Annotated in this window: 18 protein-coding genes; 11 read left to right on the top strand and 7 right to left on the bottom strand. The window is 45.6% G+C overall.

Translation table 11 applies throughout. The annotated features are described in order from the left end of the window. The first annotated feature begins 42 nt into the window (after nucleotides 1–42). Entirely contained in the window at nucleotides 43–387 is a 345-nt protein-coding gene (locus tag MKY16_RS01370; RefSeq protein WP_016820169.1) for a hypothetical protein, read from the top strand. 90 nt (nucleotides 388–477) lie between these two features. Here the strand turns inward: MKY16_RS01370 and MKY16_RS01365 are convergent, their stop codons facing one another. Continuing rightward, nucleotides 478–2,571, bottom strand: coding sequence for a pectate lyase family protein (locus MKY16_RS01365; RefSeq protein ID WP_340953774.1), 2,094 nt, complete (start codon nucleotides 2,569–2,571; stop codon nucleotides 478–480). A 375-nt stretch (nucleotides 2,572–2,946) separates the two neighbouring features. Between MKY16_RS01365 and MKY16_RS01360 the strand changes: the two genes are divergently transcribed. From MKY16_RS01360 to MKY16_RS01325, 8 genes are all read left to right on the top strand, one after another. Beyond that, nucleotides 2,947–3,468 carry a ClbS/DfsB family four-helix bundle protein gene (locus MKY16_RS01360; protein WP_340953772.1) on the top strand — a complete coding sequence of 174 codons (522 nt, stop codon included), beginning with the start codon at nucleotides 2,947–2,949 and terminating at the stop codon, nucleotides 3,466–3,468. 75 nt (nucleotides 3,469–3,543) lie between these two features. Beyond that, entirely contained in the window at nucleotides 3,544–4,179 is a 636-nt protein-coding gene (gene udk, locus MKY16_RS01355) for a uridine kinase (RefSeq protein WP_013308305.1), read from the top strand. Between the two features lie 259 nt (nucleotides 4,180–4,438). Further along, nucleotides 4,439–5,998 (top strand): response regulator transcription factor, encoded by a 1,560-nt coding sequence (locus MKY16_RS01350; RefSeq protein WP_318628149.1) that lies wholly within the window; start codon nucleotides 4,439–4,441, stop codon nucleotides 5,996–5,998. Nucleotides 5,999–6,036: 38 nt separating this feature from the next. Next, entirely contained in the window at nucleotides 6,037–7,851 is a 1,815-nt protein-coding gene (locus tag MKY16_RS01345) for a cache domain-containing sensor histidine kinase (protein WP_029516910.1), read from the top strand. 340 nt (nucleotides 7,852–8,191) lie between these two features. Then, nucleotides 8,192–9,481 carry an ABC transporter substrate-binding protein gene (locus MKY16_RS01340; RefSeq protein WP_029516911.1) on the top strand — a complete coding sequence of 430 codons (1,290 nt, stop codon included), beginning with the start codon at nucleotides 8,192–8,194 and terminating at the stop codon, nucleotides 9,479–9,481. A 101-nt stretch (nucleotides 9,482–9,582) separates the two neighbouring features. Next, nucleotides 9,583–10,479 (top strand): carbohydrate ABC transporter permease, encoded by an 897-nt coding sequence (locus MKY16_RS01335; protein ID WP_013308301.1) that lies wholly within the window; start codon nucleotides 9,583–9,585, stop codon nucleotides 10,477–10,479. Further along, entirely contained in the window at nucleotides 10,476–11,300 is an 825-nt protein-coding gene (locus MKY16_RS01330; protein ID WP_013308300.1) for a carbohydrate ABC transporter permease, read from the top strand. Before MKY16_RS01335 ends, MKY16_RS01330 begins: the two co-directional genes overlap by 4 nt. A gap of 52 nt (nucleotides 11,301–11,352) precedes the next feature. After that, a complete protein-coding gene (locus MKY16_RS01325) occupies nucleotides 11,353–14,397 on the top strand; it encodes a glycoside hydrolase family 2 TIM barrel-domain containing protein (protein ID WP_340953769.1) in 3,045 nt (1,014 codons plus the stop codon). 181 nt (nucleotides 14,398–14,578) lie between these two features. On the opposite strand, the gene MKY16_RS01320 is transcribed toward MKY16_RS01325, so the two are convergent. From MKY16_RS01320 to MKY16_RS01310, 3 genes are all read right to left on the bottom strand, one after another. Next, nucleotides 14,579–15,397: an alpha/beta fold hydrolase gene (locus MKY16_RS01320; RefSeq protein WP_069010160.1), complete on the bottom strand. Its 819-nt coding sequence runs from the start codon at nucleotides 15,395–15,397 to the stop codon at nucleotides 14,579–14,581. Nucleotides 15,398–15,626: 229 nt separating this feature from the next. Next, on the bottom strand, nucleotides 15,627–16,565 hold the full coding sequence (locus tag MKY16_RS01315) for a YwqG family protein (RefSeq protein ID WP_340931174.1): 939 nt from the start codon (nucleotides 16,563–16,565) through the stop codon (nucleotides 15,627–15,629). A 153-nt stretch (nucleotides 16,566–16,718) separates the two neighbouring features. Beyond that, nucleotides 16,719–17,612 carry an AraC family transcriptional regulator gene (locus MKY16_RS01310; RefSeq protein WP_340953766.1) on the bottom strand — a complete coding sequence of 298 codons (894 nt, stop codon included), beginning with the start codon at nucleotides 17,610–17,612 and terminating at the stop codon, nucleotides 16,719–16,721. 130 nt (nucleotides 17,613–17,742) lie between these two features. Here MKY16_RS01310 and MKY16_RS01305 point away from each other — a divergent pair, with 130 nt between their 5' ends. Further along, nucleotides 17,743–20,001, top strand: a complete 2,259-nt coding sequence (locus MKY16_RS01305) for a beta-L-arabinofuranosidase domain-containing protein (RefSeq protein ID WP_340953764.1) — start codon at nucleotides 17,743–17,745, stop codon at nucleotides 19,999–20,001. Between the two features lie 160 nt (nucleotides 20,002–20,161). Here MKY16_RS01305 and MKY16_RS01300 read toward each other — a convergent pair whose 3' ends face one another. Both MKY16_RS01300 and MKY16_RS01295 read right to left on the bottom strand, forming a co-directional pair. Continuing rightward, nucleotides 20,162–21,310, bottom strand: coding sequence for an RDD family protein (locus MKY16_RS01300; RefSeq protein WP_340953760.1), 1,149 nt, complete (start codon nucleotides 21,308–21,310; stop codon nucleotides 20,162–20,164). Beyond that, the gene (locus MKY16_RS01295) at nucleotides 21,294–22,160 is read right to left on the bottom strand and encodes a LysR family transcriptional regulator (protein ID WP_340953758.1); all 867 of its coding nucleotides are present in this window, start codon (nucleotides 22,158–22,160) and stop codon (nucleotides 21,294–21,296) included. The genes MKY16_RS01300 and MKY16_RS01295 overlap by 17 nt, the downstream gene beginning before the upstream one ends. Nucleotides 22,161–22,295: 135 nt before the next feature. On the opposite strand from MKY16_RS01295, the gene MKY16_RS01290 reads away from it, so the two are divergent. Beyond that, nucleotides 22,296–23,285 carry a zinc-binding dehydrogenase gene (locus tag MKY16_RS01290; RefSeq protein ID WP_209949920.1) on the top strand — a complete coding sequence of 330 codons (990 nt, stop codon included), beginning with the start codon at nucleotides 22,296–22,298 and terminating at the stop codon, nucleotides 23,283–23,285. An 88-nt stretch (nucleotides 23,286–23,373) separates the two neighbouring features. Here MKY16_RS01290 and MKY16_RS01285 read toward each other — a convergent pair whose 3' ends face one another. After that, entirely contained in the window at nucleotides 23,374–24,765 is a 1,392-nt protein-coding gene (locus MKY16_RS01285) for an MATE family efflux transporter (RefSeq protein ID WP_069010166.1), read from the bottom strand. Between the last annotated feature and the right edge of the window lie 249 nt (nucleotides 24,766–25,014).

Below are 25,014 nucleotides of genomic sequence, written 5' to 3'. Positions count from 1 at the left end.
TGTGCATTTACTATCTCATCACAACAAAGGAGTTGATTTGAAGTGGCCATTCGTCCTCCACAAACGCTGAAATCTACGGGCAGAAAGGTTCCTGTTACGAGATATCGCAATGTGAGTCCAACACAAACCCTTCGTAGATTTACAGTTATCTGGGCTAACAATGATGGTGTACCTTTTAACACGTCTGGATTTTTTGCAACACTCCGGCGTTTAGATGGAACCTTTGTCCAAGCTGCAGGCTTCGACCGCTTTGGTACTGCCCGATTCAACAGAGTCCGCACACCTACGAACCAGCCTTATATTCTGCGTACTTTTAGAGATGATGGAGTATTATTCCGCGTTAGATCCGTACCTGCTGGCGTATCCTCATTTGTCGTTATTGGTTAAGCTCATACCGAACGCAGCCTAAACGTGGGTAACCAAAAAAGCAACCAGAAACAGAGCATATCTGTCCTGGCTGCTTTTTTATATGCCTACCTATTCGGAATCTTCTTCCACTATTGCATCTTTCGTAGCGGCTGTATTGTACACCGTTTTGAGCCAGTTTTCACTCGACCAGTTCAGCTTGCCTGCACCCGCTCCATCCTTGGCCTGCAATTGAGCAACCAGGTTAGCAGGGTCTTCGGCAGTATAGCTGTATGGCAACGTTGTGAACCCATTCCAAGAGAAGCCCTTGGCCTTCGCAGGATAAGGGGCTAACGGGCTATTCGCAGCTTCACTGCCTCCTCTGAATACGGTACCATTGTCGGAAAAGATAACCTCTTCGGCTTTGATTTTACCTGTGTAATCCGCTTTCTTAGGATCTTTTTGATTATTACGCACTGGAGAAAACACATCAATTAAATAAGACTTTTCTAGCAATACCGCGCCGTTTTCTGTTGAAATTGCACCATTACCCACGACATCAAAATGGTATCCCTTTGCGGCAATTGCTTTAGCCATGTCAGAAGTAATTCTTTTTTTGGCTCTGGCCAATCCGGCATCGTCCATAACGATGTTATATGCATGAGCATTACCACCACGCAAACGTGGCATACGGTCCTGAATATCCAGGTAGTAATTATGATGCAGCGTCACTTCCAAATCCGCATTGTCGCCTGCCATTTCCGTGGCACCAACCAGATGCGCTTTCTTTTGTCCTGCTGCAATATCAATGATATCTTCTTTACTCATGCCTACTGCACTGCTTCTCAGATAAGCGTACATAGGATAGGAAGACTTGTCTGCTTCCATCGCATTGACTTGTTGGGTTACCCAGCTGTTGGAGCTGCGGTCATCTCCTTTGAACAAGGACCAGGAAATCGTAACTCCGTTACTCCCTTTTTTCACATCTACCAGACCATCATAGGCTTTGTTAAATGTGCAATGGTCGATCCATACCTTGGAGCTTGCACCTTCGACAGTAATATAGTCCCAGTCATTCTTGTCATAGTTCCCTTTGGTTGCTTCATCCCACTCCCAAAGTTCATCAAATTCGAGGTTACGGAAAATCAAATTGGAGCTTCTTTTGATAACAAAGCCGGCATGTTTGATTTTCGCACCATTGGCCGAGAAAATCGTAACCCCATTCATATTTTCGATATAGACTTTGCTCACACCCGTCTTTTTCAGAACAGGATGCGTCTGTACAGGATTGTTGGCACTAAAAGGCATCACTCTGGCAGCACTAGGAATTTCATTCCAACCGAGATCAAGATCGTTCATAATCTCAATCACTTTGACCTTGCTGCCTTTCTTCAGTGCTTCGTTGAGATCTACAGCGTTGTAAACTTTTTTGTAGTTGGCATTTGTATCCGCAATGTTGCCACCACCTGTATTACCATACGAAAAGCCAGTCAAATTATAGTTATTTCTAGAGGTTACATCAGTGTCCACTTCAGGAGTCGGTTTTTCTGTACCTGGTGTTGGATTCACAGGCGGTGTTCCTGGATCTACCTCAGAAGAAGCACCGGATACAATCACATTATCGAATTCGGCAGCTGCTTTGGAGGTCACCAAACCAATGGCTCCAGCAGTGAGGCTGGTGTCTGTTGCGGACAGCTCCAGTTGATCATTGACATACATTTTGATTTCCGAACCGGATAGTTCCAGCTTAACTCTGTACCATGTATTCGTGTCCAGTTTGTATTTTTTATTGGTAGCCAGTGTCTTCATAGAGCCTTTGACTTTTTTTCGAATCTCAAGCGCTCCGTCATTCTTGTTGTACAACGATGCTGCGTAGAAGTTGTTGGAATCTGTGTATCTACCTGCAACGTAGACTCGATTGGAGCCATTAAAATCATTTACATATACATCTGCTTGCACGCTATAGTTCGTCCATGAGGCATTACCCTTAACGGAATGGCTTTCGCTTCGACTAGATTGCTGGTATGTAGAGCCATTCCCATCCTTGACCACAGACCAGTTCCCCGAATCCACGGTCCAGCCTTGAGCTTTTCCTTGTTCGAAATCATCACTTATCTGTAAATTCCCATCCGCATGTGCATGACCTAGCAACGGTAATGATAAAGACAGTACCAACGTACTGCTTAACATTACACTTGCACATTTTCTTAGCAAACTCGATTTCATATAACAATCCCCTTCTTGGTTAGATTCATGAATACTAAAGCAAAGGTTGCACCGTTCATCGGACATGACCTGCCCCAACGGTATATAACGTACTGATGAAGAGAATAATATCCCAACACCAATGAGGGCCCTCAAACGCTATACTCCAATAATTATAGGCATTTAAATATATATTAAAATATGTCTAATTACTTATCTTTTGTCTTAATTTTTCAATTAATTTTGCATCCTGTTTCGTGAACACGCCAAATTCTGTTTCATAAAATCACAAAAAACGATATTTTTTTATTTTTGAATAAGACATACAGTTGTCATATTGGGAATGGTACATATAAAGGGGTGAGTATCATCCATATCATTTAAAGGAGCGATGAGATGTCCAGCTACGACTACGCTTCCAAATCGGAGTTAAAGGAAGCCATTCATGCCTCCTACTTACGATTTGACGGTGAGTTTCAGGAGATCGACGAGAGCCAAAAAGATATTCGTATCCTTGAAGTAGATAAAACACCCGCAGAGATGATTGCCTACCAGCTCGGATGGCTTCATCTTGTCATGACATGGGACAGAGACGAACGGGAAGGAAAAACCGTCATCATGCCCGCCCCCAATTATAAATGGAACAGACTAGGCGAACTATATCAATCATTTTACAAGACTTACTCCCACCAATCTTTACGCGAATTACGCGATATGTTCAAGTTGACTGAGCAAAAGTGGCTGGATTGGATCGACACACTTAGCCACGAAGAGCTCTTCACTCAAGGCGTTCACAATTGGACGGGTACGAATCCAAACTGGCCCATGGCAAGATGGATTCACATCAACTCGGTGGCACCGTTTAAAACATTCAGAGCCAAGATACGGAAATGGAAGAAATACAAAGTTCAACAGTGATGAAAAAAAGTGTGCATTGTGCTACAATACTTGAGTTGTATCGGGATACATTTAGGGAAGGGTAAGTGAAACGCCATGCTTATTATTGGTATTGCCGGCGGTACAGGTTCCGGTAAATCGACGGTAGCACGCGCCGTCGTTGAGCGTCTGGGATCTAATAAAGTGACTTTCATATCTCAGGATAACTATTATAAAGACCATTCACATCTGAGCTATGATGAACGTGCTTTGGTCAATTATGATCATCCGTTTGCCTTTGACAACGAATTGCTTATTGAGCATCTCCAATGTCTGAAAAAAGGACAAGCGACACAAGCGCCCGTGTATGATTTTACGGTTCATGCCCGCTCCACGGACGAGACGGTAGAGCTTCTGCCAAATCATATCGTTATGTTGGAGGGTCTGCACGTACTGTCAGACGAAAAGCTCCGCAGCCTGCTTGACATCAAAGTATTTGTGGATACGGACCCTGATGTGCGTATTCTCCGTCGGGTTCTTCGCGATATTGAGGAACGCGGCCGCACCATCCATTCGATCCACGATCACTATCTGACTACGGTTAAGCCGATGCATGAGGCATTTATTGAGCCTTCCAAGAAATACGCTGACCTGATCCTTCCTGAGGGAGGACACAATGAGGTTGGCATTCAACTGCTGTCTATTTTGACTGAAAAATATTTGGCAGGAGATCGGACTTGGGGTACTGTATAAGGTAATCCCGGTTGTTTAAGGCTGTCGAGGTTTTCTCGGCTGCCTTTTTTGTGTTTTATATGCCATTTGGACTAATTTTTTTTGGAATCCCCGTGTGGTTTATGTTAGCATGTAAAGGTTAAATGCTTTAGATTCAAGCTAAGTTGGAAGCGTTATCAAATATGTGCCTCAGATGATATGACGTCCACGTGGTGGAGGTCTTTTTTGAATCAGGATTTTTACAAATCCTCGAATAGGTATAATTACGGAGAGTGCTGCCATGAATGAGCTATGCAACATCTTGATTGTGGATGATGAGATATTGGTACGGCAAGGAATTAAACACCATTTATCGTGGGAACAGTATGGATTTCGAATTGTAGGTGAGGCCTCCAACGGGAAAGAGGCGCTGGAGCTGATTGAAGCCTTGCGTCCTCATATTGTCATTACAGATATCGTGATGCCGATCATGGATGGCGAGGAGCTGACGCGCATAGTCAGACAGAATTATCCAGATATTGAAGTCATCGTGCTTAGCAGTTACGGTGAATTTAATTACGTGCGATCCACCTTTCAACAAGGGGTTGCTGACTATATTTTAAAGCCCAAGCTGGACACGGATGAACTACTCCAAGTCCTCCAGAGAACCGCTCGCAAAATTCCATCCATTCAATATCAGGCGGATGCTGGGAATAGTCAAATTACGATAGATCATGTGATCGAAAAGCTGATCTCCGGGTATAGCATGGACTATGACGCCGAGCTGCTGAAGCAAGCATTCCCTTATACTCGTTTTGCGCTCATAGGTATAGAACAGTCGGTACAGCAGGATAAAGGGCGCTCCATCTCTGCCTCGGACCTATTTTCCAAGCTTACAGATCGAGTATCCTCTGCCTGTGAGCGCATCGTACTGCGACAACTGCCGTCTGATGCCTATGCGGCTGTGTTTTTAGCCAATCTTGATCCACGGGAAGTAGACGCCTGGATGGCTGCGGTTAGGGAAGTTGCTCAGGAGACAAAGCGAGTCGATCCACAGACAGGCTGGGCAGTTAGCCATTTATTTGATGAGTTCAATCAGATTAGTGACGTCTATCAGGATGAACTGCCAAAACTGCTGAGTTACCGCTTTTATTTCCCAGGAACAGCGCTGTTAATAGAAGACGAACTCCCTCAGCCTGTACAAGTGAACAGCTCGTTTAACTTAAAACAATTTACAGAAGAGATGAAGCGTGAGCATTTTGATACAGCTTTTCAGGATTTGAGGTCCTATGTAGCCGCCATGTCCGGTAACTATACCTCTACCGCTTTTGAATTCAAATCGCTTCTTGGAAATATCGTGTTCAACATTACGATTTTGCTCGGGAATCAGGGGTATGATATGAAGGAGTTGGATGCGGCGAAATATTCCTATTTCAAAACAATTAATGATGCCCCTCATGTACATGAAGCTGTGCGCCTTCTGGAGGCCTTTTTGGAGGAAGCGAACAGGCAGATCATGGCCAAGACACAGCCGGGAAGTAGCGCAAGCATGAAAAAACTGCTGGAGTATATTGAGGAGCATCATGCTGAAACACTCAATTTGACGACACTTGGGCAATATTTTCACTTTAACCCTTCCTACTTGTCCAGTTATTTTACGGCACACCATACAGAAGGTTTTAGCGAGTATCTGAACAAAATTCGGGTTGAAAAAGCCGCAGAGTTACTACGGTCGGGGACGATGTCCATTTCGGATATTAGCAGCATGGTAGGCTATTCGGACCCCAGCTATTTTACCAAAGTGTTCAAAAAGGTGAAGGGTTCCTCGCCCAGTCAGTACCGCCGGGAGCATCTCTATTAGAGAGTAAGTCACATCTGCCAGCAGAAAAGAGATTGAATATGAAAAGATATATGCATAAGATCAAATATCAAGGTCTGTTCTTCAAAATCTTTATTGTTATGGTGGTCAGCATCACTGCGGTGTCCTTGCTGACCTCTTTGGTGACGATTCGAATGTCTGAACGACTTTTTGCGGAGACATTCAGTATTACAAATGCCAAGGTACTCAGCCAGATTCAATCCAGCTTTGAATCCTTCAATGATTCCATCGTGAATGCCGTAACCCATGCTTCGGAAAATGGAACGGTCAAGAACTATCTGACTGGCGGTCAATCTGACTCGATTAACTCGGCGAGGACTTACTTCGGAATGGCACAGCAAATGAAGCAAATTAAATCGAACGTCGATGCCTATGATGTTGGTGTCGCTGTAACTGGTCTGAACGGTCGGAGCTTTTACTCTGACTCATCCTATTGGCCTGTAACTGCGGAAGAGCTTAAAAGCAGTGCGATTACAGCCCAAAGTGTAGCACGACCGGCACAGCTTATGTATCAATTGGATACTGAATTATTTCAGCAACAAATGAATACCACCGCGCAAAAGCCAACACCCTATATCATCGCCTCCAAACCATTTATGGAGCGGACCAGTGGCACCCTGTACGGCATGATCTACATCGCTATCCGAGAGCCTGAATTTCGCCGTTTCTACAACAATTTCACGAGCAACGGCAATGATGTGCTTATTTTGGACAAGTCGGGATTAATTGTATCAAGCAACCGCCAGGACCTGATCGGACAACGCTCCAGTGAGCTGCTAGGCTATGCCACAAAAATCAATGAACAGGGATTGAACTACATTAATGCGGATGTGATGAATAAGGAGAGTATCCTCCTTTCCAACTATATCCCTTCATTTGATTTTTATCTGGTGAACATGATCGACAGACAAGCCGCGATTGGGCAAATTATTGACGTTAAATCCGTTGTCTGGATCTGCATTGCCATCGTACTGATTGCTTTGGTGATCGTTTTTCTGATATCCCGTCGACTAATTCGTTCCCTGACTCGACTGGTGAAGCAAATGTCGACCATACGTGAGAAAAATTTTGATAATTATATCCCGGTAACAGGCAGCTATGAGGTTAGACAATTAAGTCATGCTTACAACTACATGTTGGATGAACTAAATGACTATATCCGTAAGCTTTTAGAGACGCAAAAAGGCCAACGAAACGCAGAGCTTGCTGCACTACAACGGCAGATCAATCCGCATTTTCTGTACAATACACTGGCTTCGATCAAAATGCTGGTACTCAAAGGAAACAAGGAAACAGCCGCCGAAACGATCAATGCGCTCATTTCCTTACTGCAAAATACAATCAGCAATGTGAGTGAAACAATCACCATCGAGCAGGAAATGGCCAACATGCAAAATTATGTGTTCATTAACCATGTGCGCTACGGGCAGCGGGTACAAGTGAATTATTTTGTATCACCCGATTGTCTGGAGTACCATGTGCCCAAGCTCATCATTCAGCCTTTTATCGAAAACTCTTTTTTCCATGCGTTTAATGAAAAAAATGTAGGCCACATCTATATATTGGTGTCCAAAACGGAGGATACATTGATCTGTGAGGTGGTCGATGATGGGGACGGTATGGATTTGGACGGGCATACGGCGCAAGACGGACTGCCGAATCCCAAGAGCAAGCGCCAACTGTTCACAGGCATCGGCATCCAGAATGTGCACAACCGCATTACCCTTTTATATGGAGAAGAATACGGCGTGACCATCTCCAGTAAAAAAGGCGAGGGCACCAAAGTGAGAATGACCCTCCCACTGATCGTAAAACCCACCCCACCTACCCCATAAAAAAATAGGCTGAACTAAACAAAGAAGGTGGAACAAGAACGGAGTGGGCGGAATGGTGCTGTACAAGCAACAGCGATGGGAAGCACCATCCGGCCGCGCAGTGGCGCTTAGTGAACAACTTTAGTTCAACCTAAAAAAAATACCTAAATCAAAATAAAACACAAATGTAAGCGGTACCTTTTTTCATAAATCATAATAATAAGACCAATCCGTATAAAGATATTCCTAACACCGACAAAGTATGGATGGTACACTAGATTTACAAACAAGGTAACCGCTTTCATTCAAGAGATTTAGAACTGGCAAGCAACATATAAAAAAAGAGTAGGGGTTGAACAAAATGAAAAAAATGACTTTCCTTCTGCTGATTGCAAGCTTGATCTTGCTATCCGCATGCTCCAGCAATTCCGAGAAAGCAGCTACAACCACAGATTCAGGCAAAAAAGAAATCACCGTCTGGGCTTGGGACCCGAACTTTAATATCGCAGCCCTGAAGCTGGCAAAAGATCGCTACGTTGCCAAACACCCAGATGTAACCGTAAACATTGTTGAATATGCTCAAAACGATATCGTACAAAAAATGAATGCCGGCCTTAACTCCGGATCTACTAAAGGATTGCCGAACGTGGTTCTGATCGAGGATTATCGGGCACAGAACTTCCTGCAAGCCTATCCCGATTCTTTCCATGATATGAGCAGCACGATCAAAGCATCCGACTTCGCTGATTATAAAATTGGACCGACTAGCTACAATGGCAAGCAGTACGGTGTTCCATTCGACTCCGGTGTTATGGGACTGTATGTAAGAACGGACTATCTGGAACAAGCCGGCTACAAAGTAGCGGACCTGACCAATATTGATTGGGACAAATTTATTGAAATTGGTAAAGCCGTAAAACAAAAAACAGGCAAAGAAATGCTGACTCAAGATCCGAATGACCTCGGTCTGATCCGCGGTATGATCCAAACCGCAGGTTCATGGTACCTGAAAGAAGACGGTAAAACACCAAACCTGGCTGGTAATCCAGCTCTGAAAGAAGCTCTCTTGACGTACAAATCCTTGTTCGACGCTAACATTGTTAAAATGAATGCCGACTGGAGTCAGTTCTTGGCCGCATTCAACAGCGGTGCAGTTGCTTCCGTACCTACAGGTAACTGGATTACACCTTCGATCAAAGCAGAAGCTTCGCAATCCGGTAAATGGGCTGTTGTTCCTTTCCCTAAGCTGAAAAATATACCTGAATCCGTGAATGCTTCCAGCCTCGGCGGCAGCTCCTGGTATGTCCTTAACTCGGACGGTCAAGATACCGCTGCTGATTTCCTGAAAGAAACATTCGGAACAGATACAGAGCTGTATCAAGATATGCTGAGCAAAATTGGAATTGTCGGTTCATTGAACGCAGCTTCCAGCGGTAAAGCTTATGACGTGGAGGATCCGTACTTCGGAGGCGACAAAGTATATAAGAAATTTGCAGAATGGACTAAACAAGTTCCAAAAGTCAATTATGGTCTGCACACGTATGCCATTGAGGATATCATGACCGTTGAAATTCAAAACTATCTGAACGGAAAAGATGTAGACGCAGTTCTGAAAGATGCTCAAGGACAAGCGGAAGCACAGCTTAAATAAGACAGTCCATCTAGCCAAGGCTAAATAATAAAACGAAAAGCACTTAAAACCTTGGGCTTGCGAGTTCAAGGTTTTATTGCTGCACAGGGAGTTGACATGGTATGAAGACAGCCGCGCCCAAAATAACTACAACACGTCTCAAAGCAGGTATGACAGGATGGTTGTTCATATCCATCGCAGTGATCATGATCGCCGCTTTTTATTTCTATCCGATGATTCAGGCGCTTATCTTGTCCTTTAAGACAGGTACAGGGTCTAATCTGAGCTTTAACGGCATTGATAACTACAAGCGACTCTTCACCGATAAAATGTTTATAACCGCCGTGAAGAATACGTTTATCTATTTAATTTTCCAGGTGCCTTTGATGGTCATTCTGGCTCTGTTCATTTCGGTATTGTTGAATGATAAAAACCTGAAATTCAAGGGCTTTTTCCGCACCGCTATCTTCTTGCCGTGTATCACATCCCTTGTAGCCTATTCCGTTGTCTTCAAGTACCTGTTCTCGTCCGACGGTCTGGTAAACTCCTTATTGCTGAATCTGCACGTGATTGGCACGCCCATCCAATGGATTACAGATCCTTTCTGGGCCAAGGTTACGATTATTATCGCGATCACATGGCGCTGGACTGGTTATAATATGATCTTTTACCTGTCCGGTCTTCAGAACATTGACAGTTCCATCTACGAAGCGGCCCGTATTGACGGAGCTTCCCCGATCCGACAGTTCTTCAGCATTACGGTTCCACTGCTTAAGCCGATTATCCTGTTCACTTCGATTACATCAACGATTGGTACACTCCAACTCTTCGATGAAATTATGAATATTACCAAAGGTGGGCCAGGGAACGCGACATCTTCAATTTCGCAATATATTTACAATCTGTCCTTCAAGTATTCATCCGACTTTGGTTATGCGGCGACCGTATCTTATTCCATCGTCATTATGATCATTATCTTGTCGATTATCCAGTTCAAAGTGGCAGGTGAGAAAAAATGATGAAAACAAAAAGAGCATTTACGTACGCCTTTCTGATCCTTGTGTCGTTCGTTTCGATTTTCCCGTTCCTGTGGATGCTATCCAGCGCCACGAACCTGTCGGTCGATGTGACCAAGGGCAAGCTGCTGCCTGGCTCCCATCTGATGGATAACATGCACAATTTGCTTGAAAAAGTGGACATCGTTACCGCACTCAGTAACTCTGCAAAAGTCTCCATCTCAACTACGCTGCTGGCTATGCTAATCGCGTCATTGGCTGGTTATGGCTTTGAAATTTACAGAAGTAAAGCGAAAGACGTTGTCTTCAATATCCTGCTGATGTCTATGATGATTCCGTTTGCGGCGATCATGATCCCGCTCTACCGGATGTTCGGCAGCATTTCTAATGTCATACCGTGGATCGGTATTGATACGCTCTCTTCTGTCGTCATTCCGACCGTAACTACGGCGTTCCTGATCTTCTTTTTCCGTCAAAGCACCAAGATGTTTCCCAAAGATCTACTGGAGGCAGGTCGTATGGATGGATTGTCCGAGCTGGGTCTGTTCTTCCGGGTATACATGCCTACAATGAAAACAACCTATGCCGCTGCCGCGATCATCACATTCATGTCCAGTTGGAACAACTACCTCTGGCCTCTGATTGTGCTGCAAACGCCAGAGAATCAAACCATCCCGCTGTTGATTTCGAACCTCGGCTCCAGCTATGCACCGGATTACGGTGTCATCATGATCGCCATTGTCTTGTCCACACTACCGACTGCACTGGTATTCTTCCTGATGCAGAAACACTTTGTAGCGGGCATGGTGGGTTCGGTAAAATAACAGATTTCTGTGTACGTTCTTCATTTCATTTTATAAATAAGGAGTGTTCGCCTTGACCATCCAACCCCCTAGTCTGGACTGGCTGACCGACGTAACCAAATTTGCTGTACATCGGCTGCCCGCCTATTCCGATCACAAATATTACGCTACGCTTCAGGAAGCGGAGCAGCAAGCTGATATGGCTTGGCGCCATAGCCTGAATGGGAGCTGGAAATTTAACTATGCAACGAATCCAGCCAGTCGTCCAGTAGAGTTCTATGCGCCTGGCTTTGAGTACGGCGGCTGGAGCGATATTCAGGTACCGGGTCACATTCAGACGCAAGGCTTTGGCCAAATGCAGTACGTGAACACGATGTATCCATGGGACGGACATTCGGACGTTCGCCCACCCCATATTCCGGAGGATCACAACCCGGTCGGGAGCTATATCAAAAGCTTTGTTTTACCGGAAAATATGGCTTCCGACGCGCAGCCTGTGTTCATTTCTTTCCAAGGTGTTGAGTCGGCTTTCTATGTATGGTTGAACGGACAATTTGTCGGTTATAGCGAGGACAGCTTTACACCATCTGATTTTGAACTGACACCGTTCCTGCAAGCAGGCGAAAACAAGCTGGCGGTAGAGGTTTATCAAAGAAGTACGGGGGCGTGGCTGGAGGATCAGGACTTTTGGCGTTTTTCCGGTATTTTCAGAGATGTGTACCTCTATACCATCCCTACGCTTCACGTACGTGACCTGCATGCCAAGGCAGATCTGGATGCTTCCTACACGCAGGGCCTTCTGGAACTGAAATTGACCTTGGAAAAGCCGGCAACGGCCTATGCAACTGTCGATGTGAAAGATGCTACCGGTCATGTTGTAGCTTCTTTGAAAGCTGACTTTACGGATGGCACAGCTTCGCTATCAGCCACCTTGGAGCAAGTGCAGCGCTGGAGCGCGGAGAAACCCTATTTGTACACGTTGTTCATTCAAATTTATGATGCCAGTGGATCGCTCGTGGAAGTTATTCCACAAAAAATCGGCTTCCGTAAATTTGAGCTGATCAACAAGGTCATGTATTTGAACGGCAAACGCATCGTCTTTAAAGGTGTGAACCGCCATGAATTTAACGCTCGCACCGGACGTGCGATTTCCCGTGAAGATATGCTGTGGGATATTCGGACGCTCAAGCAGAACAATATGAACGCTGTCCGCACCTCTCATTATCCAAATCAGACGCTGTGGTATGAGCTATGCGATGAGTACGGGGTCTATGTAATTGATGAAATGAACTTGGAAACACACGGTTCCTGGCAAAAACTCGGCGCCGTCGAGCCATCGTGGAATATTCCCGCTAATCTGCCTGAGTGGCAGGATATCGTCATGGATCGCGCCATTTCCATGCTAGAACGGGACAAAAACCATGCGTCCATTCTGATCTGGTCCTGCGGCAATGAGTCGTATGCAGGTGAAGTGCTGCGCAATGTAGCCAACTATTTCCGAACCACCGACCCGAGCCGTTTGGTGCACTACGAAGGCGTGTTTCACAACCGTACGTACGATGATACCAGCGATATGGAGAGCCGGATGTACGCCAAACCCGCAGATATCGAGCAATATCTGAACGACAATCCGCAAAAACCGTACATCAGTTGCGAATATATGCATGCGATGGGTAATTCCGTAGGCGGCATGCACAAGTATACCGAGCTGGAGAACAAATACGAGCTATATCAGGGCGGTTTTATTTGGGATTATATCGATCAGGCTGTTATGAAAAAAGATCGCTATGGGCGCGAGTACCTCGCGATCGGCGGCGACTTTGACGACCGTGCCACAGACTATGGCTTCTGTACGGACGGAATTGTCTATGCGGACCGGAAGGTTTCACCGAAGATGCAGGAGGTCAAATTTCTGTATCAAAATTTGAAGCTCACCCCGGATCGCAGCGGTGTAACCCTGCGCAATGAAAACCTGTTCGAGGGGACGGGCGACTATGAGCTAGTATACAGCCTACTGCATGAAGGCCAAGAAATTGAACGTAATGCCATTCATGTAGATGTAGCGGCTCAGACCGAAGCGTATATTCCACTAACGTTCCCTAATACGGATGGAAAGCCTGGTGAGTACGTTATTCACACCGCCCTGGTTTTGAAGGAAGCGACGCTCTGGGCTGAGGCTGGACACGAAGTGGCCTTCGGACAGCATATTTTCATCGTGGAAGATCCAAATCCACTGAAGATCCCTACAGGTGGAGCCCTACGAGTGGTGCATGGCGATGTTAACATTGGCGTTCACGGTGCAGATTTCAGTATCATGTTCTCCAAAGGAGCAGGTAGCCTGACTTCACTTCGCTACGCCGGACGTGAGATGATCGCTACGCCTCCTGCTCCATTGTTCTGGCGGGCGACCACAGACAATGATCGGGGAACCGCACTGGGTTTTGAAGCTGGTGGCTGGTTCGCTGCAAGCCTGACGCGTAAATGTGTGGGCATCGAGGTCACGGAAGAGCAGACAGACCGTGTAACTGTTGCATTCCGCTACACGCTGAGCATTCATGCGGACGCACAGGTAACGGTAGCCTACACCGTCTTCGCAGATGGCAGTCTGAACGTAAAATCGACTTATGAAGGCGTCTCAGGACTGCCCAACCTGCCGATCTTTGCCCTTTCGTTCAAGGTTCCAGCGGACTACCGTCATCTGGACTGGTATGCGATGGGACCAGATGAGAATTACATCGACCGGGCCTTCGGTGCTAGACTTGGCGTATTCCGGAACGAAGCTGCGGATAACGTGTCCGGATATGTTGTGCCACAGGAATCCGGCAATCGTACAGGCGTGCGCCGTGTCGATATTACTGATGATTCCCAGCGGGGCATTCGCATTACTGCACCTGCTACCGCACCAGTGGAATGCAACATTTCGCCGTATACAGCGTTCGAGTTGGAAAGTGCATACCATCTGTATGAGCTGCCCAACGTGTACTATACCGTTGTCACCGTAGCTGGCAAGCAAATGGGCGTAGGCGGCGACGATAGCTGGGGAGCCCCGGTACATGAAGAATACCAAATTACAGCCGATCAAATGCTGGAATTCGAGTTCACCGTGCAGCGGATATAAATAAACTCCCCGTATAGGCAAGTATATATAACAAAAGCCCTTCCGCTGCTTCCCTGATGGAAAGCCAGAAGGGCCTTTGCATTTTATCATTCCAATCATACTGTCAGCAGAAAATAAAGTCCTAGGTTGTCGTTGTTTCATTGAATCAACGTTTCCCGTTAGTTCATGGATTAATATACAACTAAAATCCAAACTCTGTTACTCTTTCAAGCCACTCACGCATAAGTGACTCAAATAATAGAGCCTGTTCAATCTGAAGATTATGCCCTGCTCGATCTAAAACGGCGAAGGTTGCTCTAGGATAATTATCTAAAATTCTAAAAGCATCTATGTAACCAACGACTGCATCTTGTCGCCCAAGAGTAAATACTGTTGGTTTATCAAAAACTAATTTATCTATATTGGTGGAAAACCCATAGTTTCTTTGAATCTTGCTAAGAAAACCGTAGTCAGCGATCTTACAACCTGCCACTATCTCTTCAGAATACCTTTTCCAATTATATTCATTGAGAACGACTTGATTTGCGCTAAAATCACTTATTTGCTCTTCACTTAAGGTGCCCATAAACTCGCGATCACAATGAACAACAAAATGCTCGGGCAGTATTCTTCTTTTGTGTTCAGGAATAATTAATGGACAAATCAGAGCAGCTCCACCAATACGATCTTTATGTCTATTAATTATTCCCCTTGTAATATATCCACCGTACGATTCGCCTGCTATGAGATAATCCTCGTTTGGGACAAGAGTTTCAATAAAATTTATAACTGCTTCTAGCATATCATCTGAATTACATATTTGATCGTAATCCTTTGTTTGTCCCATTCCAGGCAGGTCAAGATAGATACGACGCCAATCGGAATTACCTTCAAATATCGGTTCCATGCACCCACTCATTAACCGATGGTCTGGTGTAAAACCATGAATCATTATAATCGGTTTGCCTTTACCAATTTCCTCGTAATATATATTGGCATTCTTGACTTTACAATATGGCATACAGACCCTCCAAAATTGAGTTATTTATAAAATTCTTACACCAAAGAAGAATCTACATTGTTTTATCAAAAAAAACAGATCTCCGGTTCGTTTTGATTATATACTCATATATAACACATGTAAAGAACGCTTGTTCCCTTTTCTTATTTCTAGAGTTAAACTAACCTGCCCGTGAGCTGAATGAAGCAACGTCCGTCTAATACTTTATTTTCCCAGTCTAGAACTTTAGCTAGCTCGTAGCCAGATTGACATACGTTCGCGTGAAATCAAGGTTCTTCAAGTCCCTTTGATCTATAAAAAACTCCAAATACCCCGCGTCCCACCAGCACATACCAACCTCGTCCAAAGAAGAGACCGAGAGCAGAACATGCCAATTTTCCGAAGCCTGATCGTGCTTTTCCCGATTCGTTTGATATTCTTGTAGCTGAGGCAGCACTTCGGATCGTAAATGCTCCGCATAATCCGTACTCCCCCTATGCGTAGCTTGCTCGATTTCCTTATGAATCTGACTCTCACTCTTATGCCAGTTAAACAGAAGACCCTCAAGCCCGTTTCGGCGTAGATAAGCATCCCGCCGGGTGTTCCCTGCAAAAGATTGATGCTGCCCCCACACCGTGTCACTTTGTTCACATACAAGCTCATACAGCTCTTCGTACTGATCTACAAGAATATCTCCTAGCTCACCCTCCGACCGAATGGTAATAATCGGCTGAAAGGAAATCGCATAGGCGGTGAAATCTCGTTGCTCTGCCGAAACCTCTACGCACCCAGCGGGCGGTAATGTTTTCTGCAAAGCGCTGCTGTCACCGTTATAGTAAAAGATTTTATGGTCAATATCATAGGCGGGCTCATCCAGCCCAAGAAAAAAGTATAGTATGCCCTGATGAGGCAATCCCTCAAATGGTGAAAAAGGCAGCTCACTCAAATTAATTTGAGCAATAAACGTATAATATTCCCCGTCTAAATTACAAGGCCACTCTATCGTGGGTGGCAGATCTGGATAGCCGGCGATCCGACTATTTCCAATGTGTTCGTAGTTTTCCTCATGCTCCACATGAAATTGTATAGCAGATTGAGCTTCCTGATGAATCTCTTCTTTTAAATCTTCATCCAGTGAATACCCTTCCAGTATTCGAGTCAGTTCATCCTTTAATGGTGGTTGTAGCATCTCGCTCGCCCCTTTTTCATCAAGTAATAACATAGCCTGCAACCATTTAAACCCTTCCCTCAGATTACCATATTAAGTGATTCCGTCAATTGACCAAATACTGCACCAGTTGCCCCCTATGGACGGTCGCACCCAACTTTTAGTAGAAATGCACTAGACATTGTTCATAAATGTTTTGTGATAGGCATTCCGGTATTGGGAAGGAGTCATGTGGGCTCTCTTTTTGAACAAACGCATAAAATACTTCTCATCGGTATATCCGGCCTCTTCGGCAACCTGCTTAATGCTCATATCTGTACGGGAAATCAACTCTTTGGCTTTGTTGATACGAATACTGTGAATGAACTCCAAGGGACGCATACCTGTGTTTTGCTTGAACAAACGAGAGATATAATCCTTGTTATAATTGAATTTTCGTGCTAAATCCGTCACGGTCAGCGGCTCTTCGGCATGAATACGGGTCCACTCAATAATTTTGCTAAAACTTACATTTCCCTGTGAACTGACAGGATTGGAAAGCAAGCGGCTAAGCGCCAATTCGGATATCTCGATCAGCAGCGAGGTGAACAAATAATTGGCACTGTGATACGTAAGATAATGTGAGTTGGCTACATGTAAAATCTGATTAACGATAATATGAATCCGATCCCCGTTGTCTGCCTGTACACATTGCGGCAAATAGATATCACGCATCACACCGTGACGCTGCAAAAGCCCATCCAAAGCACTTGTTTCCTGCTTCATTTCCTCATTAGATAATACATTCGAGGTCGTGGGAACATCGAAATGAAACCAATAAAATTTCACGCCTGGCAACGATTCCCGGTATCCTTTATGCGTACGACCGGGGTAAAGCAATAGAATATCTCCCTCGCCTACTTCAAAATCCTCCCGTTCCTCCCGTATATATACCGTCTCTTGGACACCCAAGATCAGCTCAAAATTATCAATGGAACGACTCATATGCTTCCAAGGCACCTCGGAAACAAACTCGCCTGCCGAGATCAGTTGGATGGGAGCATCTACATTTACTTTTAGATAGGTCATGTTATCGCCTCTTTAGATTCATGTTCGGATTTGTCCACCCATTGTATGGTTAAGCTACTGACATACCGCGATTCCAATGCTAATGTAGTGGAGAAATATACACTTTCATCTTAGCTAAGGAGCGATGATTTTGAAAGCTAAAGCTTTTGACTTGCATAAAGTAAGAATTGATTCCGGCCCACTTTTACATGCGATGGAATTGAATACGGCCTACCTGCTGAGTTTGGAACCCGATCGTTTATTATCGCGCTTTCGTGAATATGCGGGACTGGAGCCCAAAGCGGCTCACTATGAAGGCTGGGAAGCGCGTGGCATCAGCGGACATACACTCGGCCACTACCTGTCCGGCTGTGCACTGATGTTTGCCTCCACAGGCGACGAAAGACTGTTGGAACGCGTGAACTATGTAGTCGACGAACTGGAAATATGCCAAAACAGTCATGGAAACGGATACATTTCCGGCATTCCACGTGGGAAAGAGATTTTCGAGGAAGTAAAAGCCGGAGATATCCGCTCCCAGGGCTTTGATCTGAACGGCGGCTGGGTGCCGCTATATACCATGCACAAACTTTTTGCGGGCTTGCGTGATGCACATCTGCTGGCGCATCATCCCAAGGCCCTGTCTATAGAAATCAAACTCGGCAACTGGCTGGAGGATGTACTTCAAGGACTGGACGATGATCAGGTGCAGCAGGTGCTGCATTGCGAGTTTGGCGGTATGAACGAGGTGCTGACCGATCTGGCGGAACATTCGGGAGAAGAACGCTTTTTGAGTCTGGCGGAACGCTTTTATCACGGAGAGGTGTTAAATGATCTCGCAGATAGCCAAGATACGTTGGCAGGGCGACATGCCAATACGCAAATCCCCAAAATCATTGGCGCTGCACGGCAATTTGAAATGACGGGGAAACCGCAATATGCGGACCTATCTCGCTTTTTCTGGGATCGGGTGGTTCACAAGCATTCCTACGTGATCGGCGGCAATAGTTATAATGAACATTTCGGTGAACCTGGCAAGCTGAATGACCGTTTGGGCGAAGGTACCTGTGAAACTTGTAACACCTACAATATGCTGAAATTAACAAGACATATGTTCGAGTGGGACGCCTATGCAGCCTATGCCGACTACTATGAACGAGCGATGTTCAATCATATTCTAGCTTCACAGCAGCCTGTAGATGGACGTGTGTGCTATTTTGTATCGCTGGAAATGGGAGGACACAAGTCCTTTAATTCTCAATATGAGGATTTCACATGCTGTGTCGGGTCCGGTATGGAAAGTCACTCCATGTACGGCACTGCAATTTATTTTCACACGCCAGAAGCGATCTATGTCAATCAATATGTCCCTTCTACTGTGACATGGGACGAGATGGGCGTACAGCTCAAACAAGACACTCTCTTTCCGCAAAATGGACGGGGAACGCTGCGCGTTATCAGCAAGCAGCCCAAATCCTTCGCAATCAAGCTAAGATGCCCGCACTGGGCGGAGCAAGGGATGATGATTACAATTAACGGGGAAGAGTATACCGCAGAGACTTGTCCTACCAGCTACGTCGTCATTGAACGGGAATGGAAGGATGGAGATACGGTCGAGTACGACATTCCTATGACCGTGAGAGTCGAGGAAATGCCAGATAATCCGCGCCGGATTGCTTTTATGTACGGCCCGCTTGTGCTGGCTGGGGACCTTGGCCCTGTTGAACAGGAGTCCAACGAGGAACGTCTGCTTGCGTCTGTTCTGATCGGATCGGCCGATTCCCTGACAACGAAGCTGATTGCTGACGGGAACGAGCCTAATACATTCCATATGACCGACTTAGGCTATATCGGAGACTTGCAGCTTCGTCCGTTTTATCAGATGTATGATCGTTCATATACCGTCTATTGGGATCTCTTTTCCCAGGAGGAATGGGCAGCAACCGAGGCAGAATATCGTACCGCGTTAGCGTATCAGCTAGAGCTGGAACGACTTACAGTGGACGTTGTGCAACCTGCCGAAATGCAGCCGGAACGGGATCATGCCTTTACTGGAGAGCATGTAGGTCTGGGGTCCATCTATAACCGCAAATATCGCGACACCTGGCCTAGGGGCTGGTTCTCTTTTGTCATGAAGGTGCTTCCGGATGAGCCTGTCCAATTGGCGGTTACTTATTTGAAGGACTTGAGCCGTCCTCATAGTGACTTTGACATCACTGCGGATGGTCAAATTTTAGGGGAAGGCAAGCTGGAGTCTGAGGAAATGAATAAATTCGAAACGTTCGTCTATGAGCTTCCTCTATCTGTGACGAACCACAAGAATGAAGTTACGATTCAATTCAAGGCCCATCCACAAGGCAAAGTGGCGAAAGTGGCCGGATTACGAGTGATTAGACACTCTATTGTATGATCAATTATCTATATAAATCTACTATTCCGCCTACTGCGTTTTGATGTTCGTTTTTTTAAAGGAAGTTTATAAAACAACAAGCAGACGCTTCTATAAGCTGTCTGCTTGTTCCACTTACTTCCTTATAACTTCGATTCCTCGTCATTGCTTCATGTTCACTTCACAGCATGTTCATTTCGCGGAAACTGTCTCTAATCTTGCGCAGCTCTTGCTGTGCCCTGCTGTATCGCGAGGCGTAGGTCCAAGCAAGCACTTGATGATAATGCGAAGGTGTTTCAATCGTGGTCACGTTATACATGGCCAAATTCCCATCTATTTTTCCTTTTAGGGTAAACTCAATGGCAGGATATCCGTTCACCACCATATCTGAAGCGGTCCCCAATTCAGGGTCCGTAATTCCTGACACCAAATGATCCTCAATGATTCCTTTATATTCTTGAAGAGTCATACTGCTGTCAAAATCGCTTTTCGGTTCAGACAATACAATCAGATATCTTTCGGTCAATTCATTTTTAATGGCGATGTCCGCATCCTCATTAATCCTATTATCTCGTGACCAATTCCAGGGAGCCGTAACCGCAAACTGGCTATCCTTACTGGTAAATACCTCAGGCTTCATGATTTGCGTAATGAGCATAGAAATTAAAGATACAGCAAAAACCATTGAAATGATCGTCGTCAGGATGATTGCTCCTGCAATAATCCCGGTTTTCTTTCTGCCCACCTTTCCCAAATCCCTTACCTTAACCACATATGTATTCGCAGCCATATCTCCAATCCGTTGTTTCCGAGGTGTCACCAGCACACATATACCGGCGGGCAGTCCCATGAAAAGCAGCGGATTCGTATCCACCAGATGTATGAGAGTGCGGATCAAGGATTTAACCATGCCTGGCGGCCTTCCTTCTCCATTCACAACCTGAATACGAAGTACAAACTTGCCCAGCGTATAGCCTGTAAGTCCTTCCAGTAACAGATAATAGCAGAAGGAACCGATCAGGAAGAGCATCACTACCATACCCATATTTGGGGTTTCCGCTTCAGCTACTTTTTCCGTTGTAAAATATACCAGCCCTCCGTACCCAAAGACGATAAGAATGAAGTCAATCATCCAAGCCGCCCATCTTCTGAAAAAAATAGAGGCACCGTATGTTTCTGATAATACTGCCATCTTATCCGGTTCTCGTCGCTGATAACCGCCATTCCTCACAAATTCTCCCGGAGCTACTGTAGATGGATTTTTCAATAAATTAGGTTCTTCCAAATGATACACCCCTGATGTCAATTTAATCCTAGTTAAGTATAGCATCCTTTTTCATCCAATGGAGCAAGCCTGACAGTGCACTGGAGTAAACCGAATCCCGCCGATGAACAAACCACACCTCTAATTTACGATATTCCTCAGGTAAACGATGAGAAGCAATACTTCCCGTCTCCTCTGCCTTTGCAATCGACGATTGTGGCAACATGGACACTCCCAAACCAGAGGCTACTCCACCCAAAATGACTTCCAAGGTTCCGAATTCCATAATCTGATACGCATCCACACCTGCATCGCTCAGAAAACTTTCCGCTCTTGCCCGATGTGTGCAGCCTACATCGAAGAACAGCATAGGCTTGGCAAGCAACTTGCTCATATCACTTTCTCCCGGTTCCGAAATAAGCACCAACTCCTCTTCAAACGCCGCAACATGCTCTATATGCGGATCATCGACGGGGCCATAGACGAACGCTCCATCTAATTCGTAATTTAATACCTTTTGTACGAGATCATGGGTGCTGCCTGTCATAAGCGATAGATGGACATCAGGATATTGAGCGTGATATTCCATCAATAAAGAGGTCAGATGCGTAACCGCCGCCGTCTCAATCGAGCCTAGTCGCAAAGGTCCCGCGGGCTGGTCTGAATATTGAGTGGACTTTACAGCCTCGTCCAGCAAGGTCAGTATGGTATCCGCATATTTCAGCAGATTCTCTCCTGCTGGCGTTAACGTCATTCCCCGGTTAGATCGGCGAAATAGCGGTACGTTCAATTGTGCCTCAAGCTGCTGAATCCGCGAAGTCACATTGGACTGTACATAATTCAAAACTTGCGCAGCCTTCGTGATACTGCCCTCGCGAGCGACGGCCCGAAAAATTTTCAAATCACTGCTTTCCATGTATACGTCACCTGCTTGGTATGATCATTTGTGATACTCACGTTCGATTTTGTTCATTTTACCGGATGCTTGCCGCTCTGTACAATTCAATATATATGCAATTGCATCTAAATTCGCACCACGGGAGGTTTTAAAATGAAAGCCGTGATACATGCCAGCAAAAACGGCCCTGAGGGTCTGATGTATACAGACGTTACGGACAGACAGCCAGGGAACGATGAGGTGAGGGTAAAACTCAAAGCCGCAGGCTTGAACCATCGGGACTTATTCCTCATGGCAGATCGAGCTGCCAACGATGCTCCACTCATTCTCGGATCCGATGGAGCAGGTGTGATCGAGGCTGTGGGTGCTGGCGTCCCAACCTCGCTGGTAGGCACCGATGTAATGATCAATCCATGTATCGGATGGGAGAATACGCATCATGTTCCCTTAGTTCCAGCCATTCTGGGCGGACCTTCGGACGGGACATTCGCTGAATCGGTTATCATCCCCGTCCAAAATGCCGTCAGCAAGCCAGCATACCTTTCATGGGAAGAAGCAGGGGTACTGCCTTTGTCTGCTTTGACCGCTTACCGCGCGCTCTTCACAAGAGGCCAATTGCAGGAGGGTGAGCACGTCCTCATTCCCGGTATTGGCGGTGGTGTAGCCACGTATGCCATGCTTATGGCTTTAGCGGCAGGTGCACGGGTCAGCGTCACATCACGCAGCGAAGCAAAGAGGCAGGCTGCCCTCGCCCATGGCGCTAATCATGCATTCGACAGCCATAGCGGATGGAAAGAAAATATGAACGGAGACACCGTAGATCTGGTCCTTGACAGTATCGGTCCTGCTACGTTCGATAAATATTTGGATGTCCTCAAGCCAAACGGTCGGATTGTTACATTTGGCGCAAGCTCAGGAGATCAAGTAGAGATTCCACTGCGGTCTATATTTTTTCCTCAAATCAGTATCATCGGCACCTCTATGGGCAGTGGCGAGGAATTCGCAGCTATGCTTCAGTTCATGGAGCGCCATGCACTCCATCCGATTATAGATAGCGTATTTCCTCTACAAGACACAGCAAAAGCCTTCCACCGTATGCAGCAGGGAGCGCAGTTAGGCAATATAGGAATCAGGATAGAGTAAGGAGTCTGAACGAAGTATAGGAATGGAAAAAAATCCACTACCGTAAAATGCCTTCATCCAGAAGTCAATTTTATGGTAGTGGACCTATTTAGTCGATCAAACGATGCTGGACCCATTTGTTGCCCCGGAAGCGCCAAAGGAAAACGAGTCCCCGCACGCCCCATTCAATATCCATAGCCAACCAGACACCAACAATCCCCAAGTTGAACACAATGCCCAAAATATACCCGAGCACCACCCGACACAACCACATGGACAGCATTGAGGTGAGGGACGTAAATTTTGAATCACCTGCTGCCCTTAGTGCAGAGGGTGTGATAAAGGCAATGGACCAGAGCGGAATCTGGGCCAACGTATTAATCAGTATGACAACAAATATGTCATCTACGATTTCGGCAGGCGGATGAAACAGCCCCACCATCGGCTCAAACAAAGGCATCAGGATTAATCCCATTACAATAAACGAACAAGACGACAGCCAAATAAACGATTTGGTAAACTTGCGGGCATCCTCGACATTTCGACGTCCCATGCATTGACCGACCACGGTTACAATCGTAAGAGCCAAAGCATTCGCAGGGATTTGGAACACGTTAGCTAGGGATGAGCAAATGGCATTCGTCGCCAACGCATTGGTTCCCAGACTCACAATGAAAATTTGGGTTAAAATTTTCCCCCCATTAAAAAACATCTGCTCCGCTGCAAAGGGAAGCCCGATAAACAAAATCTTTTTAAGCATGGCCAGATTAAAGTAAAGCATATCTCTAAGCTGAACACGCAAGTCATCATCTACCCTGACCAAATAGATCAGCGCGCACACTGCTCCTGCATATCTGGACACATTGACGGCAATCGTCATGCCCAGCACACCCATATCCAATACATTAATGAATACCACATTGAGGAGCACGTACGAGAGGTTCATGATGAGAGAAAGAGCCAGCGATGCCCTCGTCTTCCCGATCCCCCTCAGCGCTCCACACACCGCCTCAACGATTGCAATCCCCACAAAAGACATACAACTTCCCAGTAGATATACCTTACCGTTAGCTAATACATCAGGCGAGGCGGAACCAAACAGAACACTCAAAATCGGATTGTACAACACGATCATAAACAAACTGATACATAAGGCCAGCAAGGAAACGGAGGAAATGGTACCGGATGCGGCTTTAGAAACCATGAGGTCGTTACCGCTCCCCTTATACTGTGCCACGACAACCGTTCCCCCGGTAGACACTGCGACAAACACATTAATCAGAAAAATATTCAAAGAATCAATCATATTTACGGCACTGACTGCCGCCATCCCCGACGAGCTAATCATGGCCGTGTTCACCAAATTAAGACCCACGATAAAAGCCTGATCAATCAGCAGCGGGATAAACAGCGCAATCATCTGTCGATAATCAATAGACTCTCCTGAAAAATGCTTATTCAGAAAGCCATGTGTTCTCATCCTTACACTCAGTTGACTCATATCATCACATTCTTTTTCTCAAATTGAAAAAAACCCTTCAACAGAAGAGCCTTCATGGCAAAAAAATGTATAAAGTTGCAAGGCTAGATGTGTCTAGTTCTTGATTCTGTACACTTTTCTCTACATAGAAGTATTGCTCCAAAAGAAAATCCTGTCAATGGTCTTGCTCACATTTGAATAGAAAATAACAGAAAAACCTGCTCAGCTCAGTGAACAGGTTTTGCAGCAGTATTATAATGCCTTAATATG

This window comes from Paenibacillus sp. FSL L8-0641 (assembly GCF_038006265.1).
In the GTDB taxonomy this organism is placed as follows: Bacteria; Bacillota; Bacilli; order Paenibacillales; family Paenibacillaceae; genus Paenibacillus; species Paenibacillus polymyxa_D.
The sequence above is the reverse complement of the archived record's forward strand: the minus strand, read 5'-3'. Positions and strand labels throughout refer to the sequence as shown.

Excerpts from the sequence above, each read along its gene's own strand:
- MKY16_RS01365 (WP_340953774.1), bottom strand. The coding sequence starts at position 2,571 with ATGAAATCGAGTTTGCTAAGAAAATGTGCAAGTGTAATGTTAAGCAGT.
- MKY16_RS01360 (WP_340953772.1), top strand. The coding sequence starts at position 2,947 with ATGTCCAGCTACGACTACGCTTCCAAATCGGAGTTAAAGGAAGCCATT.
- udk (WP_013308305.1), top strand. The coding sequence starts at position 3,544 with ATGCTTATTATTGGTATTGCCGGCGGTACAGGTTCCGGTAAATCGACG.
- MKY16_RS01350 (WP_318628149.1), top strand. The coding sequence starts at position 4,439 with ATGAATGAGCTATGCAACATCTTGATTGTGGATGATGAGATATTGGTA.
- MKY16_RS01345 (WP_029516910.1), top strand. The coding sequence starts at position 6,037 with ATGAAAAGATATATGCATAAGATCAAATATCAAGGTCTGTTCTTCAAA.
- MKY16_RS01340 (WP_029516911.1), top strand. The coding sequence starts at position 8,192 with ATGAAAAAAATGACTTTCCTTCTGCTGATTGCAAGCTTGATCTTGCTA.
- MKY16_RS01335 (WP_013308301.1), top strand. The coding sequence starts at position 9,583 with ATGAAGACAGCCGCGCCCAAAATAACTACAACACGTCTCAAAGCAGGT.
- MKY16_RS01330 (WP_013308300.1), top strand. The coding sequence starts at position 10,476 with ATGATGAAAACAAAAAGAGCATTTACGTACGCCTTTCTGATCCTTGTG.
- MKY16_RS01320 (WP_069010160.1), bottom strand. The coding sequence starts at position 15,397 with ATGCCATATTGTAAAGTCAAGAATGCCAATATATATTACGAGGAAATT.
- MKY16_RS01315 (WP_340931174.1), bottom strand. The coding sequence starts at position 16,565 with ATGCTACAACCACCATTAAAGGATGAACTGACTCGAATACTGGAAGGG.
- MKY16_RS01310 (WP_340953766.1), bottom strand. The coding sequence starts at position 17,612 with ATGACCTATCTAAAAGTAAATGTAGATGCTCCCATCCAACTGATCTCG.
- MKY16_RS01300 (WP_340953760.1), bottom strand. The coding sequence starts at position 21,310 with ATGCTATACTTAACTAGGATTAAATTGACATCAGGGGTGTATCATTTG.
- MKY16_RS01295 (WP_340953758.1), bottom strand. The coding sequence starts at position 22,160 with ATGGAAAGCAGTGATTTGAAAATTTTTCGGGCCGTCGCTCGCGAGGGC.
- MKY16_RS01290 (WP_209949920.1), top strand. The coding sequence starts at position 22,296 with ATGAAAGCCGTGATACATGCCAGCAAAAACGGCCCTGAGGGTCTGATG.
- MKY16_RS01285 (WP_069010166.1), bottom strand. The coding sequence starts at position 24,765 with ATGAGTCAACTGAGTGTAAGGATGAGAACACATGGCTTTCTGAATAAG.